The sequence below is a fragment of the Capnocytophaga leadbetteri genome, assembly GCF_003054025.1.
Taxonomy (GTDB): Bacteria; Bacteroidota; Bacteroidia; order Flavobacteriales; family Flavobacteriaceae; genus Capnocytophaga; species Capnocytophaga leadbetteri.
Genome location: NZ_QBKG01000012.1, coordinates 1 through 19,586 on the forward strand (window position 1 = coordinate 1; position 19,586 = coordinate 19,586).

The following is a 19,586-nucleotide window of genomic DNA, read 5'->3' on the forward strand; positions in this document are numbered from 1 at the left end:
AAGTTATTGACTTCAGGTTTCACTCGATTCTTTAAATCTTATTTTGTGCTGTACAACATTATGTCAATGTACGTGTTGTTTCTTCTTGCAAGAGCACTTATCGTCTCATTTGCGGGTGCAAAGGTACGGCGTTTTTTTAATTCTGCAAATTTTTTAGCAACTTTTTTTGAAGTTTTTTTGAGGGCAGTTGTTAAGTGGTTGGAAATCAAGGGTTAGAGAGAGGGAGTTTTTTGGGGGAAAATGGGAAGGCTAGGAAGGCTAGGAAGGCTGGGAGGTTTGAGAGGGCTGGGAGTGCGAGCCGCACAGGCGATTATGGGACAGATGGGAGGCTTGGGAAGGCTAGGAAGGCTGAGAGGACTGGGACAAGTGGGACAGGTGGGATAAGCGATTGTTAGATAGTCGTACTTCGCTTATCCTTCGGTGTTCCTATATTGTTCCTGTATCATCCCTATATTAGTTGTATTGGATTTCTTTTCCTAATCGGGATGGTAGGCTTTGCGTTTGTAATGCCAATAGTGGGTGGTTTGTTCCGTACCTGTGGGTTGCTCGGTGCAAAAGCCGGTGTTGTCGGTGACAATACGAAGGGTCTTAGTCGTTTTTTCCTCCTTTATTATATAATAGCCTCTTTCCTTTTCGTCTGTAATACTAAAAGTACTACGTTCTTCGGTGATGTTGCCACTGCAGTTGCTTTGCGCAGCTCCTATTTGCCCTATATTGATTTCACCTATATATGAAGAGGCTTGGGCTGTGAATATTTTCTTTAGCTTTTTGCCTTTCCTTTCAAAAAACAACAATTCCTCGGTGGCGCGAGGGCTGGTGCGATGGTTGTTGGAATAGAAGATTTTGACTTCGTAGGCCGTAGTACGCTTGCCTAAAAGCTGTTCGTTAGGATTGAGTTCGATGCCTTGTATGCGTGCCTCTGGACTTTCTTTCCATTCGTTTTCGGCTATATAAGTACTTTCAACTTTCTGATTATTAGTATTATATAGGATTATATAGGCATCGTGCTGTACTTGCTCGGCGTGAGGGGCTGTGCGAGTAAGAGGAAAGGCAATGAGCTTGTAGAGGGTGTCGCTCTTGAGGCGTTGCTCGGTATAAAGATGCCAATCGATGTGGCGCTTGTCGATTTTTAACTGTTTTTCAATGGCTTGTACATCAGCCATATTGGGTTGGGCTAAGCTGAATAGCGGCAATAAAAATATTAGGTATTTCATTTTTAATTGATTTTTAGGGGTTATTGGTTGCGTCCGGCTTCATCGGGATAAAGGGTGTATACGGGGTCGCTTTGCCAGTATTGTAGGGTATCGATGTCCATAATGGTAATGCGCCCTTTGAAGGCTGCCCCTGTATCAACGTTGGTTAATCCGTTGAAAGACAATGGTTTATCCGTTCCTAAGCGAGTGGTAGGGGTATGCCCTATATAAATATGTGTGTAGAGCTTGAGGCGATTGGGGTAATGAGGGTCGGTAGGCGGCAGGTTGATACTCTGGGCGAGCTCCCATAGGGTTCTGTCCCAATAATACATTTCGGGGAAGTGCTCGTAGGCAATGCCGCGTAGGTTGGTAAATCCGGCGTGCAAGAAGAGGCGGTTTTGAGCGTCTAAGTGATAATTTTGCAGGGAGGCAAGGAAGTCTAAATGTGCTTGGCGGCGGGTTTCGGTAACGTTTTGGTAGGCTTTTTCGGTTGCCTTTCCGCCGTGTAATCGCCAGAGGGTATCCATATTCTTTCCCTGTAGGAAATCGTAGCAAAGGGCATCGTGGTTGCCGCGCAAGAAGAGGCAGCGCTGCTGGTGCTGGTAGGAGATGAGAAAATCGAGGACTTCGGGGGTCTGACTCCAGCCATCGGCATAGTCGCCAAGAAAGATAAGATGGTCGGTGGACTGAATGTCGGCACGCTCAAGGACTTGTATGAGGGCTTTGATTGCCCCGTGTATATCGCCTATTACTAAGGTTCGCATCGGTATTAGTTTTTATTTTGTTTCGGAGGCAAAAATACGAAAAATAATTTGTTGATTAGCAAATTTGTCGATTTGTTGATTTACTTAGTGTTAATTATTGTATAAAGTTTGTTTTATTCTATTTTTTTTATTTTTTTTGCGCTTATTTTATCAGTTTGAGGTTATGAAGCATCTATCTAAACATAAATGGACTACGGTTACTACTGTGGGTTTTGCTCTTTTTGCTATGTTCTTTGGGGCTGGTAATCTTATTTTTCCGCCTTTTATAGGGATAAGAGTGGGGTATGAATGGCATTGGGCGCTCATCGGGCTTTTTATCACTGCTATACTCGCGCCTTTTTTAGGGGTGTTGATGGTGGCTAAAGTGGGGAAGCAGTTTACCGATTTAGGGCTGCTGTTGCACCCTACCCTTGTGAAACTGCTGACGCTGCTCATTATATTATGTATAGGTCCGCTGGTAGCCTTACCACGCACGGGAGCAACTACTTTTGAGATAGGGATACACCCTCTGTTACCCGACTTTTCGCCGATTTGGTTTTCTATTCTTTTCTTCGGCACTGCTCTTATTCTATCGATTTCAAAAACTAAAATAGTAGATATTATAGGTAGGTTTCTGACGCCATTCTTGTTGTTTGTCTTGTTTTTGCTCATCATATTTGGGGTGCTATACCCTACTGCTGCCATTGAGCCTACCCAAATGACGGCTACGGAAAGTTTTGTGTTGGGCTTCACGGAGGGTTACCAAACAATGGATGTGCTTGCCTCGGTGATTTTTGCAAGTATCATCATAGCGGCGGTGGTGAATAAAGGGTTTAGTTCGCCTGCAGAGCGCACTAAAATGACGCTACTGTCAGGGGTTGTATCGACCTTGTGTTTGCTTTTCATTTATGGAGGGTTGATTTACTTAGGGGCGACCTCGGGGTATCCTCTGAATGAGGGAAGTACGCGCACGAAGCTGTTATTGCACATATCGCACTCTGTATTAGGGTATTGGGGCACAATGGCGGTAGCTGCTGCTATTGGCTTTGCGTGTTTGACGACTGCGATTGCGCTTATCTCGGCTGTAAGTTCGTTTTTTGAGGAATTTACCAAAGGGCGTTTGTCTTATAAAATGGGGGCGGTGCTGTGTACGCTTATAGCGGTAGTTCTGTCGGTGAATAGTGTGGATAGTATCATAGCCTATGCGGGACATATATTGGTGTTTATCTATCCGATAGTGTTTACGATTATCTTATGTGTATTGGTTTTTAGCAATTGGGTACAAACGCCTGCGCCTTATATAGCGAGTGTGCTGATGACTGCACTGCTATCGCTCATCGATACGTGTAACAATCTGAAGTTGCCTTTGGGAGGGTTGTATGAACTTAAAAAACAGCTACCCTTAGCGGCGTATGATTTGGAATGGGTGTTGCCATCATTGGTAGTATTTTTAGCAGTAGCGGTGCTTAAGAGGAGGTAGGTGTTAAGGTTTAGTTCTAATAACTAACAACTGACAATCAGCGTTTTAAATGCTATTATAAAAAATAATTAGTAAAAAATTTGGTAGATATACTGAAAAGCTGTACTTTTGCACTCGAAAAACATAGATGGTGGTCTTAGCTCAGTTGGTTAGAGCGTCGGATTGTGGTTCCGAAGGTCGTGGGTTCGAGCCCCATATTCCACCCTGAATAAAAAAATAACGCCTTTTTGGGGCGTTATTTTTTTGTTTATACTATTAGCAAAATAAAAAGGCTGCCTAATTAATAGACAGCCTTTATTGTTTATTTTTGTGAATTATCTTCTTCCTTTTTTCTCAAAATTAACTGCACAAGAGTCGATTTCTGATACACGTAGAGTATTTACCATTCCTTTGCCTTGCATTGGCATGGATACGAGACTTATCATTATATCACCCATATCTACATAGCCTTTTTCGTTGGCTATATGGTTAATATCTTCTATAAGCTCGTCAGTAGAGACAAAACGATCATAATAGAAAGTAGTAACTCCCCACAAAAGGTTTAACTGAGTGAGCAAGCGCTTATTTGAAGTAAAGATAAGTATGTGTGAATTAGGACGGTATGACGAAATACGGAATGCCGCATAACCACTATTAGTTAGCGAAGTTATTACTTTGGCATTGGTATCATTTGCCATCTTAGCTGCATGGAAACAGATAGTGTTAGTAACGTAGCGCAACGAACGGATAAAAGGTGTTTCAAGAGGTACTTGTATAAGATCTGAATCCTCTACACTCTTAATAATTCTGCTCATCTGCTGAATTACTTGTACTGGGTATTTACCTACAGAGGTCTCGCCTGAGAGCATCACTGCATCGGCACCATCGAGTACAGAGTTTCCTACGTCATTCACCTCAGCACGTGTAGGTGTAAGGCTAGAAATCATACTTTCCATCATCTGAGTAGCAATGATTACTGGTATATGATGCGACTTAGCCTTGCGTACTAACTCTTTTTGTATAAGCGGCACTTCTTCAGCTGGTATTTCTACCCCAAGGTCACCACGAGCTACCATTATACCATCGCAATTAGCCATAATCTTATCGATATTTACTAATGCTTCTGGTTTTTCTATCTTAGCGATGATAGGTATTTTATGACCTGCATTCTCTTCTATCAGGTCTTTAAGGTCTTGTATATCTTCAGGATTTCTAACAAACGAAAGCGCAAACCAATCTACATCTTGGGTAATTGCAAAGAGAGCATCGCGTATGTCTTTCTCAGTAAGAGCTGGCAATGATACTTTAGTATTAGGCAAGTTCACCCCTTTTTTCGATTTGAGAGGTCCCCCTTGTACTACTATAGCCATTACTTCGTCTTCGCGGTTAGTCGATACAACCTCAAAGATAAGTTTACCGTCATCTAAAAGGATACGCTCACCTGGGTTTACATCGGTAGGGAACTCTTTGTAGTTCATATACACGCGTTCTTTTGTGCCTACAAAGGGTTCTCCGGTTACAAAAGTAATATGGTCGCCTGGAGCTACTATTATATCGTCTTCCATTACGCCTACACGGAGTTTAGGGCCTTGTAGGTCAGCAAGGATAGCCGTATGAAAACCGTGTTCTTGGTTTATCTTGCGAATCATCTCTACGCGAGTACGTACATCGTCATAATCGGCGTGAGAGAAATTGATGCGGAATACATTCACCCCTGCAGCCATCATATCTTTGATTACTTGGGGGTCTTCGGTAGCAGGGCCTAAGGTTGCTACTATTTTTGTTTTTTTAGTGTTTAGCATTCTTGAAAAAGCAATTTATGTTTTATATTCAACGTATTGAGTGCAACGATATGAGCGTTAGTCGCTGGTATTTGCTGTATCTTAGCAATAATTTGCTGGGCATTAAACAAGCCTTCTGTATCTATTTTCAAAAAGAAATCTACTTTTTTTAGCTTATCTATAAGGTAGTGCACAGTGTTAGTTGTGCTAAAGAATCCCTCATCTAACTGCTGACTACCACTTAGTTTGTTAGCAATACAATGCCAAGTGACGCGCAAAAGAGTGTCTTCCCATCGGTAATAAGGATACGTGTTTTGTGTATGAGGACAGTATAAACAAGGTTTTTCATGCTCTCTACACAAGTGCAGCTTAAGTACTTTATTGAGGTAATACGCTAGCTTATAGTCCTGTAAATGAGTATAAACTGCGATGAGGTGATAATCGCAATAATCGTCTACCGATAGCCTAAGTACTTTCATAACACTTCATTTCGGGTGCAAAGATACAAAAGAATTTTGAATATTGAATGATGATTTTAGAATTATAAATTAAAAAAAGGTGTACAACCTTTTATTGTACACCTTTTAAAATATGTAATATAATAGCGATTTCTCTTTTTTAGCACTAATAGTAGTCGGCAAATTGCACTTCTTTATCGGTTTTATTCACCAATAATATCTGTGCTGCTTGGGCGGTATACCCCAAATCTTTACCTTTTTCTACTGTATATTTTACCAAAATACCATTCGTAAGGGTGGTTTCGAGAGCACGAATACGGATGGTGGTTTCTTTTTCGCTGGCTGGCGCTATGATAGCCAACACACTTTGAGTTTTAAAATTGATAGCGGTAGGCTTGCTCGCCATCGTTGTTGCCATTCCAAAAATGCGATCAAATTCCTCTTGGCTGTCTATCTTGAGAGTTTCTACTTCTTTATTTTCAAAAGTATTATTCACAAAATAATTCTGAGCCACACTATAAGCGACCGCATTCTTACTATTACCACAACCTGCTACTATCGCAGCTATAAGGGTCATACACCACACTATTCTTTTCATTATCAAATAGTTTTTCTATCCTTTTTAGAAACAATCAAAAAGTATGCCAATTTTCAATTATTAAAGCCTATAGATGCGCTCAGAAAGAGGCAACTTGCCTTTCACATCATAGATAATACCTTCGGGTTTGAGGTATTGATAGATATCCATTTGCAGAATACATTGGTGAGGTACGCAGAGTACTACCACATCATTATCTGTAGGGAGTTGTGCCGACTCGGTGGTAAGTGTCAAACCATATTCTTCAGCTACACGCTCGGCATTAGCAAAGGGGTCGTATACGGTGATGTTATCAGTAAAATGTTGCAGCGTGCGGTAGATGTCTACCACCTTAGTATTGCGTGTATCAGGACAGTTTTCTTTGAAGGTAAAACCCAGCAACAACACTCTGCTATCCTTCACTGGTAAGCCACGCAAACACAACTGATTGATAATCTGGTAAGCTATATAGCCCCCCATCGAGTCGTTAGTTTTGCGGGCTTCCATCATCAGGCGAGGCGACACTCCGTGTAACTTTGCTTTCTGAATAAGGTAGTAAGGGTCTACCCCTATACAATGCCCCCCTACCAACCCTGGGCGGAAAGGCAAAAAGTTCCACTTACTGCTGGCAGCATCTATTACTGCATTCGTATCGATGTCTAAAATATTGAAAATCTTAGCTATCTCGTTCATAAAAGCGATATTCACATCGCGTTGAGCATTCTCTATCACTTTGGCTGCTTCGGCTACTTTGATAGACGAAGCGAGGTAAGTTCCTCCTGTGAGCACCGAGTTATAGAGAGCATCTATTTCTCTGGCTATTTCAGGAGTAGAGCCTGAGGTTATTTTGCAGATATTCTCTACCGTGTGTTGCTTATCACCAGGGTTGATACGCTCTGGCGAGTAGCCTACATAGAAATCTCTGTTAAAGGTGAGCCCAGCCGTCTGTTCGAGTATAGGCACGCATACCTCTTCGGTAACCCCAGGGTAAACAGTCGATTCGTAAATAACGATATCGCCCTGCTTTAGCAAGCTGCCCACTGTACTACTTGCTTCGCGCAAAGCCGTAAGATCAGGTTGCTGATAGAGGTCTATAGGGGTAGGTACCGCCACTATATACACATTGCAGTCGCGCAGCTCATCAGGGGTAGCGGTACAGCGCAGATGGGTACTCAGGCGCGCTTGTATCACCTTCGTACTAATTTCGTTAGTAACATCTACCCCCTCAGACAAACGTGCCACTCGCTCCTGATAAGGGTCATAGCCCACCGTAGGATATTTTTTGGCAAACAAACACGCTAAGGGGAAACCCACATAACCGAGCCCTATAATACCTATTTTATATGATTTCATATTAATAATTTATTGATGAGTTAATAGGCTAATTTATTTTAGTGGATCACCAATAATTAGCGCGAGGGGCAACATCAGTATATAGAGCGGGTTTATATTTATCCCTACCGCCACACCTTTATCTAAAGGCGAATGGTCTTTGGTAGGAATTGCATACCCTACATATAAATAAAGGTCTTTTTGCCCCACTCCTATTTTAGGGATAACCGAATAAGGGGTACAAGTAGCTCCTGCGAATATTCTATTATAGCTTATAGCCCCTGTAGCTTCAAAGATACCTCGCGTACTCCCTTCATAGCCAGTAAGATGCACTCCAGTGGTGAGGAGAGCCCCCCAGTGGTCAGAAATATCGATATCGGCAGCAAGCCCTGTATGAAAGGTATTCCTACCAATGTAGTCGTAGCCTGTTACTACAGAAAGCTGCGTATAGCCCCTATTACAAGCCAAGAGAAGTAAAAAGAATAACACTTTTTTCATAGTAATTTACTAATTATCAAGATTGTACTGCTTTATTTTGCGATAGAGAGTGCGTTCGGAAATGCCTAAGGCTTTAGCAGTCTCTTTGCGTTTGCCGTCATTGCGCTCTAATAGTTTGATAATCATCTCACGCTCCTGATCTTGAAGCGAAAAACGCTCCTCTTCAGCCGCCTCTTCATAATCATAACTATCCTCGTGGATGAGCGGTTCTTTATCAATCGGCTGTACGGGTATCACCGTATAAGGCGATGGTGTAGGGTCTTTCATCTTATTAGGGTCGCCATAGATACGATGTATAAGTACCTGATTGTCTTGCTGCACTTGTGCCGAATTGCCGTTTTCTAACAACTCAAGGGTGAGTTTCTTCAGGTCGTTTAAGTCGCTTTTCATATCGAAAAGCACCTTGTAGAGCAGTTCGCGTTCGTTACTAAAGTCTGTTTCTGCCCTATTGTGCTGCGGCACTACTGAAGGCAGTTGCGCCCCCTCATCAGGCAGGTAAGTGCGCAGTATCGCGGCACTGATATCGCGCTTCTGCTCTAATACCGATATTTGTTCCGCCACGTTGCGCAGCTGACGTATGTTGCCGCTCCAACGATAGTTTACTAATAGCTGCACCGCATCATCAGTAAGCCTAATAGGCGGCATCTTATACTTATTAGCAAAGTCTGAAGCAAACTTGCGGAAAAGCAAATGCACATCATCCTTGCGCTCGCGCAGAGCCGGCAGGTGTATTTCTACAGTGCTAAGACGATAATATAAATCCTCACGAAAACGTCCTTTCTTAATAGCCTCTTGCATATTGACATTCGTAGCGGCTACTATGCGCACATTGGTTTTCTGCACTACTGAAGAACCTACTTTTATAAACTCACCATTCTCAAGCACGCGCAGCAGTCGCACTTGAGTAGTAAGGGGCAACTCGCCTACCTCATCGAGGAATATAGTGCCACCATCAGCCTCTTCAAAATAGCCATTACGGGTGGCAGTCGCTCCTGTAAAAGCCCCTTTTTCGTGACCAAAAAGCTCGGAGTCGATAGTACCTTCGGGAATGGCACCACAGTTTACCGCTATATATTTGCCGTGCTTTCTGAGTGATAGCGAGTGGATAATCTTAGGGATAGCCTCTTTACCCACACCGCTTTCGCCGGTTACTAATACCGAAATATCAGTAGGGGCTACTTGAGCCGCTTTTTCGAGGGCGCGATTTAGCTTAGGGTCATTGCCAATAATACCAAATCGCTGCTTTATAGTTTGTATGTTTTCCACTTTTGTATTAGATGTTAGGGGTTAAAGCGCTAAAAACTGTTTAGGGGTTACAACAGACAAATCATCTACTTCAAAATCTTTCTGATTTCGTGTTATAATCACCTTAATATTATTTTCTTTTGCAGTAAAATACTGAAACCCATCTTCTAAGTCTTTAAATTTAGAAAAATGAGCTTTAAAGATTATTTCTTTATAAAAAGGAAGAATTTCTGTAATATCATAAATAACCTCTAGTAATCTTTTCACTTCTTCTTTTCTATATGATTTCAACAGCAAATAATTTATCGTAGCAATAGAAATGGCCGATGTATAGATTTTTATATTTTTTTGCTCACAATAATCAAATAATCTCTTGGCATCTTGATAAAAACCACGCCTCTTCATTATCAAATCCAATAAAACATTGGTGTCTATAAATACTTTTTTCATCCTAATGCGAGATATTTTTCCTCAATATAGTTAGCACACTCTTCTCTAACCTCTTCATCAGTCATTTCTGGTAATACTCCTGTGATACTATCTAATAGTGCATCAAGGTCTTGAGTTCTTCTTTTTTTACCAAAGAGTTCTTCTTGAATATAGAGGCTTTTAAGTTGTTTTTCTATATAGTTTGAAAGGTCTAAGTCATTTTCTTGAGCATAGCGCTGTGCTTTCTCCAAAACGATAGGGTCTATATTTATTGTATTCATCTTATAGGTTTTAACAGTGATTGTTCTGTATTTTTGGCAAAGGTACAAAACAATTAGCAATTGGCAAATTACCCTAAATAAAAAACTGCCCCTTTATGGGGGGCAGTTCTTGGTTGTGTATATAGAATCTTTTACAAATTTAGGTTATTAATACTTTCATTCTGAGGAATAGCAAAGGTAAGGCGTGGATTGTCGTAGCTAAAAGTTGTATTCTTTTCCTCTACGTGGTTACTACCTCTTTCTATTGTTTTGTGGTTGCGCTTCATAGCAAAGTAACTTTTGCCTTCACCCCATAACTCTATACGAGTATTGAGGTAGATATCGTCTTGCAACTGTGCATTAGTAAGTGCATCTACATAGGCTATATCAGTAGTAGCAGTTGCCTCAGGGTAACGCTGTGTTAGAAGCCTTTTATAGATAGTTTTAGCCTGTGCATCTTGCCCTAACTTAGCCAAGGCTTCCGCTGCTAATAAGTAAAACTCATCTACTCGCATATATACATAATCAGTCACTACTTTTCTTTGTCCTCCAATAGTTCTGTCCGGAGCAAAAAACTTATTTGCAGGCAGCAATTCTGCATCATCAACTGTGGTAAATTGCTTTTTGCGAAGGTCATTAGTACGTATTTGGGCATATAGTTTGTCGTCCATAGCCTTACCATCTCCAGCCCAAGCATAACTATAAGTGTAGACATCCATCATACCCCACCAAGAATCTAAGGAAAAATCGTTTTCAGAGATAAGGTCAACCCCCCACATCCAGCTTTTAGTTTCAACATCATTAAAACCGCCACCTTTCTTAGTAGTTTCATCGTATACTGTTTGTTCGCGAGTAGTAAGTGGATAGCCACTATTATTGACGATATCTTGTGCTAACTCGGCTACTTTTTGGTTGTTGCCCATAGCAGCGTATACATAAGTAAGCAAGCCTTCGGCTACATATTTATCAATCATACCTTTTTTGCTACGTGTAAACCCAGCAAGGTTAGTAACTGCAAATTCTAAATCGCTTATTATTTGGGCATACACTTCTGATTGTTTTACTCTCGGTTTGCTAGTTATATCAGCGGTAGTGTAGAGAGGTATAGAGTTAGTTCTTGAATCTGGTTCGTACTTAGTGGTGAATATCTGCATTAGATAAAAATAAGCATAACCACGTAGTGCACGAAACTGTGCCAAAGTATACTTCTCGCTATTGTTCTTAGGGCTTGCCAACTCGGCTATTGACTTGTTAGCCTCGTATATCAAACGATAGTAATAACGCCAAGGAATATAGTTATAATTATTACTTGACTGTTGAGTTGCTTTTAAATTGGCAACATCTTTATACTGACCATAATTTGTTGCTAACAGCGCCATATCACCGCAGAGCATATCGGTACAAATATCTACGTTTTTTTGGCCAAAGTCAGTCTGCCCTGTAGTTCCTCCTGTACCCGATTGGTAGGTCATAAGGTACAAACCATTGAGGCGTACATCAGCAGGGGCTGTAGATACTACCGCTGTAGGTGAGGTGTTGAGAAAATCGTCTTTACAAGCAGTAAGATTGAAAGCTACTGCCGATAATATACTAAATGTTAATATCTTTTTCATAGTGCATTCTGTTTAAAAAGTTGCTTTTACCCCTAAAGTAAAAGTAGATAAAGGTGAATAAGTATAACGATCAGAATTACCTGATTCTGAAGTGGTAGGATTAAAGCCTTTACGAGCTGTAGCCAACCATAAGTTATCACCAGCTAAGGTAAAGGTTAAACCTTCAAACCCTATAGTATGACATACCTTTTTATCTAAGCTATAAGCCAAGGTAACATTATTAAGTGCTAAGTAATCTGTTTTAGTTAAGAAACGTGATGAAGAACTGTTAGCCTGACCATCATTGCCGTAGTTTGATGTCAATCTTGGCACATCAGTAGCGTCACCTGCTTGTTTCCAGTGATTTTCTATGTCTTTATGCCAGTTATTACTTCCTATTTTCTCATTACCCATCAAGTTTGCGTATACCCCATCGTAAGCATAACCTCCTAAGCTGTACAATAACTGCGCACTAAGTGAAAGCCCTTTGTATCCTACATTGAAATTAAAGGCACCACGTACATCGGGTATAGCACTTTTGCCTATATATTTTTGGGTAGCTTGGTTATAGTTTTCTGTTAGCTTTTCTTTTATATTAGCGTTAGGATTTTTGGCTTGGTATTCGTGCAATGAAGCTATAGCCTCGTCACCATTGTCATAGGTACCATTGTTGTTATTATCGGCATAGTGCATTGTCCATTGGGCAGCCCCTGTTTGGCTGTTTACCCCACGGTATTCACGTGTGTAAATATCATAGAGCGAGTGCCCTTTGCTTCTACCAAAGATACCTGATATATCAATGATCTTTTCACCTTTTATCGATTTGTCATAAGGCATTTGGGTTAGCTTGTTGCTGAGCAATTCACCATTTACCCCTACATCTACACGCCAATTTTGGGTGTTTACTATGTGTGTTTGTAAGTTAAACTCAAAACCACTGTTCACCAATTTACCATCGTTTACTTTCCAAAGACCATTACCACTAGAAGGTGCTAAACGGCTGTCGAATACCAAATTATCGGTAGTTTTGTGGTAATAATCTAATTGCAACTCGATAGCACGTGATTTTAGGAAAGTAAACTCAGCCCCTACTTGGAATATTTTAGCGTTTTCCCAAGTAAGGTCGGGGTAGCCTATACGGTTGAACACTGCCGAAGGCAAGCCCATAAAGTTGCCCAAATCGTACACATCATAACCTGAGTAGTAAGAGGCATTGCCACTACCTACCTCTTGGTCGCCTACAGTACCATAACTGGTTTTGAGTTTGAAGTAAGGCAACCATTCTTTCTCTTTCAAAAAGTTTTCCTTGCTCACTACCCAGCCTAAACCTGCTGAAGCAAAAGTACCCCATTTGTTGTTTAAGAAACGTGAAGTACCATCGCGGCGCAACGAACCTGAGAACAAGTATTTGCCCTCGTAATCGTATAGTAGCTGGCTGAAATAACTTTCCAAACGATAGTTATAGATATAAGAAGTCAAACTATTTAATTTGATAGCGTTTTCGAGCTCTGTACCTTTAGGGTCAACCAAACCACTCTTACTACCACTGAATGTATAATAATCGTAAGTAGTACTTTCGTGTGCTACAAAGGCTTGTAGATTGTGTTTGCCAAATTGTTGGGTATAGCGCAACATTTGCAAGAAAGTGTAGTTAAGCAATTCATATCGGTTTTTGGTAAGAGAACCTTTTTCTGAAGCAGAACTACCATAGTAAGGGTTAGTATAGTTGTTAAAAGCATTATTATAATACTCACCCCCCAAACGAGTTTCGAAAGTAAGCCCTTTTACTATATCAGCACGAAGGAAAACATTACCAAGCACGTTATTGCGGGTTCTGTTTTTCTGGTCATAGGTAGCTTGTGCTACGGCATTGGTAAGTGCCCCAAAACCACGCCCCTGACCAAAATCGTATTGATACCCTCCGTAATAAGGCTCATCTACTTTATCACCATTGCTATCGCGCAAGAATAACGGATAGATAGAAGGAATGTTATCAGTAAACCAGAACAAGCTATCAGAGTTTTCCGACTGTCCGTTAGCTTTCGTTTTAGTATGCACATAGCTTAAGTTAAACTCACCTTTAAGCCAGTTTTTAGGCTGATAACCCAAGTTAAGGCGACCTGTATAACGCTCAAAACCAGAATTGATAGCATATCCATCATCTTTAAGGTAACCAAAACCTGTATAGTAAGTAGTTTTGCCACTACCCCCGCTCATACTTACATTGTACTCGCTGCGCACGGCTGTTTGGAAAGCGTAGTCACCCCAATCTTCTGGGTCGTATTTGCGGGTTACCCCATCGTTTACCTTACCAGTAGCAGGGTTTATAAGGTTAGCCCCTGCTACATTCCACATATTATATTTAGGAGCAATACCTAATTTGCCAAATAAATTTTTGCTAGCATAATCAGCTGGACTAGCATAACCCGCTCTTGTAAAAGCTGCTGGGTTTTTAGCTTGTGTTAGTGCCCCACTTTGACGCAAAGCTTCCCATCCGAGCTCTACATAGCGCTCAGGACTTGTAATCGTTTCATAACGAGGCAATAAACGCATATTAAACCCTATTTTTGATTCTACTTGTATGCGTGATGTATCAACACGTCCTTTTTTAGTAGTGATGAGTACCACCCCATTAGCCCCGCGTGAGCCGTATACTGAAGTAGAAGTAGCGTCTTTGAGCACCACCATACTCTCAATATCATCAGGGTTGATTGAAGATACAGCCCCTTCATAAGGTACCCCATCTACCACATACAAAGGGTCGCGGTTACCATTTACTGAACCAAACCCACGCACACGTATAGTAGCTGCAGTACCTGGTTGCCCAGAAGAGTTAATAACACGTACCCCTGCTACTTCTCCTGCAATAGCCTTAGATACGTTAGAAACGCTTTTCCTTTTAAGGGACTCTTTATCAATAGTAGCAGCTGTACCCACGTATTGGTCTTTCTTCACCGTTACGTAGCCCACTACTTCCACTTCACCAATTTCTTGAGCTTCTTCCTCTAACACCACATCTATTCTACTTTGCCCATTTACTTTGAAGCGTTTGGTTTTCATACCTAAGAACGAAAACTCGAGGGTCTTGCCATCGGCTACCCTAATGGTATACTTACCATCAAGGTTCGTTTCGGTACCGTGACCTTCGCCTTTTACTACTACTGCCACGCCAAGCATCTCTAAACCATTAGAGTCGCGTACAGTTCCCTTTACTTCTCGCTCTTGTGCGAGGGAGAAGCCGTGCACTATTAATGCTAATAACAGTGCGTACACAAGTCTGTTCAATTTCATCTTCTAAATATTTTAATTAACAACAGCGCAAAGGTATAAATATTTTCAGCTTACTTCAAAATATTTTCTGTTATTTTTTTCGCAACTAAAAAAAGAAGAGTGCATAAATTTTGCAATAAAAACTTTATTTTCTTGCTGTATTTTCATTAAAATACATTTTCTTTGAGAATATCTAAAAAAATCACCTTATATTCTGACAATATTCTGTTAAAACAAATTTTAATAATTAACTCATTGAGAGGTTGGCAGACGTTAATCCTTCGCTTATCGTTCGCTTATCGTTCGCTTATCGTTCGCTTATCGTTCGCTTATCGTTCGCTGTAGGTGGCTTATTCCTATATCCATTGTATAGTGTAGCTATAAAGAGGATATTTTATTTGTTTTAATTCAAAATAATTTCGTATCTTTGCGGCTCAAAACAAAAATGCCTTTCTTCTATTGAAAGGTCTAATGCTAACCATAATGAAAAAAAAGATTTTAAGTATTTTAGCCCTCGTTATCATAGTATTAGGGGGTTATTGGGGATGGCGTAGATACATAAGCCCTACCCGCATCGCACTGGTGAACTTCATCAGTTATCAGGCTTCTAACATCGCCCTTTCTAACAAGGACAAGTTTATCAAGTTTGAAGAAGTGCCGTTAGACAAGCTCGAAACCCTTAAAAAATACGACTTTGTATTAGTATGGGGTATGGGCTTGAAAATAAGCGATGAGCAGCGCAACCAGCTGGTAGCCGCCGCCAACCGTGTGCCTTTTCACAGCTTTGCTGTTACCAATCCGGATAACGACATCAGTAGTCTATCGGAAACTGAACTGAAAAAAGTAGCCGCCTACTTAGAGAGTGGCAATAAGAATAATTATCAGAACTTAGCCCGCTACATACGCAAATACATCGATAAAAAATGGTTTGCCCCCGAACCTGGTGCCCCTATCGAGCTGAAAGAAAACATCTTTTTTCACTTAGATGACGAACGCTCTTTTGGTGACCTTAAAAGCTACGAAGCCTATATACGCGAGCACCATTATTACAAAGAAGGAGCGCCCCGCATAGCTATAGTAGCTGGATTGCACGAACCTTTTGCGGGCAACAAAGAGCACCTAAACGGTATGATTAACGCCCTACAAAACGAGGGGCTTAATGTATACCCCTTTACGGCACAGAGCAAACGCATAGAATTCCTTGAAGCTATCAACCCCGATGCGGTGGTGTATTTCCCGCACGGACAGATGATGATGGGGCAACCCGAAACCTTTACCAACTGGGCTAAGGCGCACAATGTGCCTCTGTTTACGGGTCTATCGGTATTAGCACTGAAAGAAGATTGGGAAAAAGACCCTATGGGTATGTCGGGTGGCTTTATGGGGCAAACTATTGTAATGCCCGAACTCGATGGAGCGCTTTACCCGTACGTAGTCATTGCCCAAGAGCAAAACAAAGACGGTTATTACTTTTTGAACACTATCAAAAACCGCGCAGAGAAGTTTGCCAAGATAGTGCATAACTTCACGACCCTGAAACACAAAGCTAATGCCGATAAAAAGGTGGCTATCGTCTATTTTAAAGGCGTTGGTCTTACCCCTGCGGCTGCCCAAGGCTTAGAGGTGGAAGCGTCGTTATTCCGCTTCTTGCACCAACTAAAAGAGCAAGGTTACAATGTGGGTACCCTCCCTCCTACCTTAGAGGCTTTCAACCAACAGCTTATCAGTCACGCCAATACTTACCGCGCGAGTGCCAAAGGCGATATAGAGAAGTTTATAGCCTCTGGGGCTCCTGCACTGGTAGAAGCTAACCAGCTGAACCAATGGCTAAAAGCTGCCCTACCACAGCGTTTATACCAAGAGGTGTTAGCCAAAAATGGCGCACTGCCTGGTGAGTACCTCAGCACTACCAAAGACGGCAAAGTCTATTTGGCGGTTGCGCAACTGACTTTTGGCAACGTAACTATTCTGCCTCAGCCCCCTGCTGCTATCAGCACCGAAGACGACTTTAAGGTACTACACGGGGTGAAAGAAGTGCCCCCTTACGCCTATATGGGGGCTTACCTATGGGTACAAAACAAACTGAAAGCCGATGCGCTTATTCACTTTGGTACCCACGGCTCTTTAGAGTTCACCCCTAACAAACAAGTAGCCCTCTCTGATTACGATTGGGGCGATATATTAGTAGGCACCATTCCCCACTTTTACTACTACACCATCGGTAATATAGGGGAAGCGATGATGGCAAAACGTCGCTCGTACGGAAGCATCATCTCGTATCTAACGCCTGCTTTTACTGAGAGTGATATGCGCAACACTTTCAATCAGTTAGAAAACACCATTCTATCTTACGAAAAAGCTAAAAACCCTTCGGACAAACAAACCATAGGGCTACACATCAAAAAATTAGCTGTACAAATGGGCTTGCACCGCGACCTGCGCTTAGATAGCATCGTAAGCAAACCTTATACTGAGGAAGAGATAGAGCGCCTTGCTAACTTTGCTGAAGAAATAGCTACCGAAAAGATAAACGGTGAATTTTACGTAACCGGCGTGCCTTATACTGCCGACAAAATCAACTCTACTGTACTGGCTATGAGTGCCGACCCTATAGCTTATAGCATCGCTACTATAGATAAGTATGAGGGCAAGGTGACAGAAAAAGACCTGAAACGCAAAACGTTCTTCACTGAAAAGTACCTTAATCCAGCTAAAAATTTGGTGAAACAACTATTAGCCGGCAAACCGGTAACTACCGAATTGGTTTGCAGCTATGCCCACGTAACCCCTGAAGCCTTAGCCAAAGCCAAAGAGGTAATGGCTACCGAAGAGGGCAAGGGTATGCCTTACTTTTTGCAACAACGTATGCAGAAAGAAGCTGCCAAACAAGCTGGCACTACTACTAACACAGCGAGTACTACTATGGCAAGTACTGCTACCAATACCGCCAAGAAACCCGATGCTGTGGGCAGACCTACTAAGATAAAAGCTCCTGCCAAAAAACCTGACCGCAAACCACTCACTCAGCAAGAATTAGCTGAAATAGCCGCTAAAAAAGCCAAAATAGACCAAGCAAGAGCCATTGTAGAGGTGGAAAGAACCATACAGAATGTACTTTTGTACAAAAAAGGCTTAGAGGAGAGTCCGCGCAGGGAAGAAGAAGCCTTTTTTAACGCCTTAAACGGCGGTTATACGCCCCCTTCATCAGGTGGTGATGCCGTTGCTAACCCTAAAGGCGTGCCTACAGGGCACAACTTGTATGGGGTGAATGCTGAAAGTACCCCTTCTAAACTGGCGTGGGACAGAGGGGTGAATATGGCGCAAAACACCCTAAGCGAATACCAAAAGAAACACGGAGAGTACCCTAAAAAAATAGCCTACACTTTCTGGAGTTCAGAGTTTATAGAAACGGAAGGGGTATCGATAGCGCAAGCCCTTTATATGCTAGGAGTTGAGCCTGTATGGGATACCTTTGGACGCGTAGGCGATGTTAGGATTATCCCTTCGGAAGAACTCGGAAGACCTCGTATAGATGTGGTGATACAAACCTCTGGTCAGTTTCGTGACTTGGCAGCCTCTCGTCTTTTCTTGCTTACCAAAGCCATTGAAATGGTCAGTGCCCTACCCGAAGAGCGTTACACCAATGAGGTAAGTGCCGGCACAGTAGACATTGAAAAGGAACTTGTAAAAGCAGGCGTCCCCCCTAAAGAAGCCCGCGAACTCTCTACTCAGCGTATTTTTGGTGGGTTGCAAGGCCGATACGACACCGGTATAAAAGAGATGATAAACGCCGGCGACAAATGGGATACTCAGAAAGAAATAGCCGATGTGTATATGCACAATATGGGGGCTTTCTACGGAAGCAAAGAGCAGTGGAGCAAATTTCAAGAGGGGATGTTCCGCGCTGCTATTAAGAATGCTGATGTACTGATTCAGCCTCGACAAAACAACACTTGGGGCGCTCTAAGCCTCGACCACGTATATGAGTTTATGGGCGGTATGAATGCTGCTATTAAAGAAGTAACCGGCAAAGACCCCGATGCTTACCTCGCCGACTATCGCAACCATAAGAATATGCACCTACAAGACCTGAAAGAAGCTGTAGGGGTAGAAGCGCGCAGTACGATACTAAACCCTAAATACATCAAAGAAATGATGAAGGGGAAAGCCTCGAGCGCTGGGCAGATAGCCGAGATAGTAACTAATATGCACGGTTGGGAAGCTACTCGCCCTGAACTGATAGATGATGCCATGTGGAATGAGGTGTACGACACCTATATAGAAGACAAACAGCACTTAGGCATCACCGACTTTATAAAGAAAGAAAACGTGGCTGCCCTACAAGAGGTAAGTGCTGTAATGCTTGAGGCTACCCGCAAAGGTATGTGGAAAGCCTCTGCCGAACAGATAAGTAACCTAGCGAACCTACACACCCAACTGACAGAACAATTTGGGGTAAGCTCGTCAAACTTTTCATCAGAAAACAAGAAGCTACAAGCCTACATCAGTCAGAAAGCCTCTGCTGAAAATGCTAAAGCCTACGAACAGCAGCTTGCCAACAGCCAAAAAGCCAGTGGTGAGACTGTAGATACTAAAAACGCTAAGGTATTGCAGAAAGAAGAGCAAAACCCTGCTCAAGAAAGCAAGAAGGTATCGTTTAATGCCGTGTGGATAGGTGCGGCGGTACTGTTAGCCTTTGTAGGGCTTATCATTTTCATTAGGAGAAGGAGAAGAGTTAGTCGTTAGCTT

Annotated in this window: 15 protein-coding genes and 1 tRNA gene; 4 read left to right on the forward strand and 12 right to left on the reverse strand. The window is 42.0% G+C overall.

Annotated features, from left to right (window positions below; all coding sequences use genetic code 11):
* Positions 1-216: hypothetical protein (locus C8P65_RS12170; protein ID WP_211305897.1), on the forward strand; the 216-nt coding region annotated here is incomplete at its 5' end.
* A gap of 260 nt (positions 217-476) precedes the next feature.
* On the opposite strand, the gene C8P65_RS09030 is transcribed toward C8P65_RS12170, so the two are convergent.
* Both C8P65_RS09030 and C8P65_RS09035 read right to left on the reverse strand, forming a co-directional pair.
* Entirely contained in the window at positions 477-1,214 is a 738-nt protein-coding gene (locus C8P65_RS09030; RefSeq protein ID WP_146162929.1) for a PA3715 family protein, read from the reverse strand.
* Positions 1,215-1,234: 20 nt separating this feature from the next.
* Complete coding sequence (locus tag C8P65_RS09035) at positions 1,235-1,957, reverse strand: metallophosphoesterase (RefSeq protein ID WP_107782519.1); 723 nt, start codon at positions 1,955-1,957, stop codon at positions 1,235-1,237.
* 163 nt (positions 1,958-2,120) lie between these two features.
* Between C8P65_RS09035 and brnQ the strand changes: the two genes are divergently transcribed.
* The gene (gene brnQ / locus C8P65_RS09040; protein WP_107782520.1) at positions 2,121-3,416 is read left to right on the forward strand and encodes a branched-chain amino acid transport system II carrier protein; all 1,296 of its coding nucleotides are present in this window, start codon (positions 2,121-2,123) and stop codon (positions 3,414-3,416) included.
* A gap of 129 nt (positions 3,417-3,545) precedes the next feature.
* Positions 3,546-3,621 (forward strand) — tRNA-His (locus tag C8P65_RS09045).
* Between the two features lie 109 nt (positions 3,622-3,730).
* On the opposite strand, the gene pyk is transcribed toward C8P65_RS09045, so the two are convergent.
* From pyk to C8P65_RS09095, 10 genes are all read right to left on the reverse strand, one after another.
* A complete protein-coding gene (gene pyk, locus C8P65_RS09050) occupies positions 3,731-5,197 on the reverse strand; it encodes a pyruvate kinase (protein WP_107782521.1) in 1,467 nt (488 codons plus the stop codon).
* Positions 5,191-5,655 carry an IPExxxVDY family protein gene (locus tag C8P65_RS09055; protein ID WP_107782522.1) on the reverse strand — a complete coding sequence of 155 codons (465 nt, stop codon included), beginning with the start codon at positions 5,653-5,655 and terminating at the stop codon, positions 5,191-5,193. The genes pyk and C8P65_RS09055 overlap by 7 nt, the downstream gene beginning before the upstream one ends.
* 145 nt (positions 5,656-5,800) lie before the next feature.
* Positions 5,801-6,232 carry a hypothetical protein gene (locus C8P65_RS09060; RefSeq protein WP_107782523.1) on the reverse strand — a complete coding sequence of 144 codons (432 nt, stop codon included), beginning with the start codon at positions 6,230-6,232 and terminating at the stop codon, positions 5,801-5,803.
* Between the two features lie 60 nt (positions 6,233-6,292).
* Positions 6,293-7,564, reverse strand: a complete 1,272-nt coding sequence (locus C8P65_RS09065; protein WP_107782524.1) for a nucleotide sugar dehydrogenase — start codon at positions 7,562-7,564, stop codon at positions 6,293-6,295.
* A 33-nt stretch (positions 7,565-7,597) separates the two neighbouring features.
* A complete protein-coding gene (locus tag C8P65_RS09070; RefSeq protein WP_107782525.1) occupies positions 7,598-8,041 on the reverse strand; it encodes a hypothetical protein in 444 nt (147 codons plus the stop codon).
* Positions 8,042-8,050: 9 nt separating this feature from the next.
* Positions 8,051-9,307, reverse strand: coding sequence for a sigma-54 interaction domain-containing protein (locus C8P65_RS09075; protein WP_107782526.1), 1,257 nt, complete (start codon positions 9,305-9,307; stop codon positions 8,051-8,053).
* Between the two features lie 21 nt (positions 9,308-9,328).
* Positions 9,329-9,736: a type II toxin-antitoxin system VapC family toxin gene (locus C8P65_RS09080; RefSeq protein ID WP_107782527.1), complete on the reverse strand. Its 408-nt coding sequence runs from the start codon at positions 9,734-9,736 to the stop codon at positions 9,329-9,331.
* Entirely contained in the window at positions 9,733-9,996 is a 264-nt protein-coding gene (locus C8P65_RS09085) for a DUF6364 family protein (RefSeq protein ID WP_107782568.1), read from the reverse strand. Before C8P65_RS09085 ends, C8P65_RS09080 begins: the two co-directional genes overlap by 4 nt.
* A gap of 131 nt (positions 9,997-10,127) precedes the next feature.
* Complete coding sequence (locus C8P65_RS09090; RefSeq protein ID WP_107782528.1) at positions 10,128-11,588, reverse strand: RagB/SusD family nutrient uptake outer membrane protein; 1,461 nt, start codon at positions 11,586-11,588, stop codon at positions 10,128-10,130.
* A 12-nt stretch (positions 11,589-11,600) separates the two neighbouring features.
* Complete coding sequence (locus tag C8P65_RS09095; RefSeq protein ID WP_107782529.1) at positions 11,601-14,858, reverse strand: SusC/RagA family TonB-linked outer membrane protein; 3,258 nt, start codon at positions 14,856-14,858, stop codon at positions 11,601-11,603.
* Positions 14,859-15,320: 462 nt separating this feature from the next.
* Between C8P65_RS09095 and C8P65_RS09100 the strand changes: the two genes are divergently transcribed.
* Positions 15,321-19,583, forward strand: coding sequence for a cobaltochelatase subunit CobN (locus tag C8P65_RS09100; RefSeq protein ID WP_107782569.1), 4,263 nt, complete (start codon positions 15,321-15,323; stop codon positions 19,581-19,583).
* Positions 19,584-19,586 lie beyond the last annotated feature (3 nt).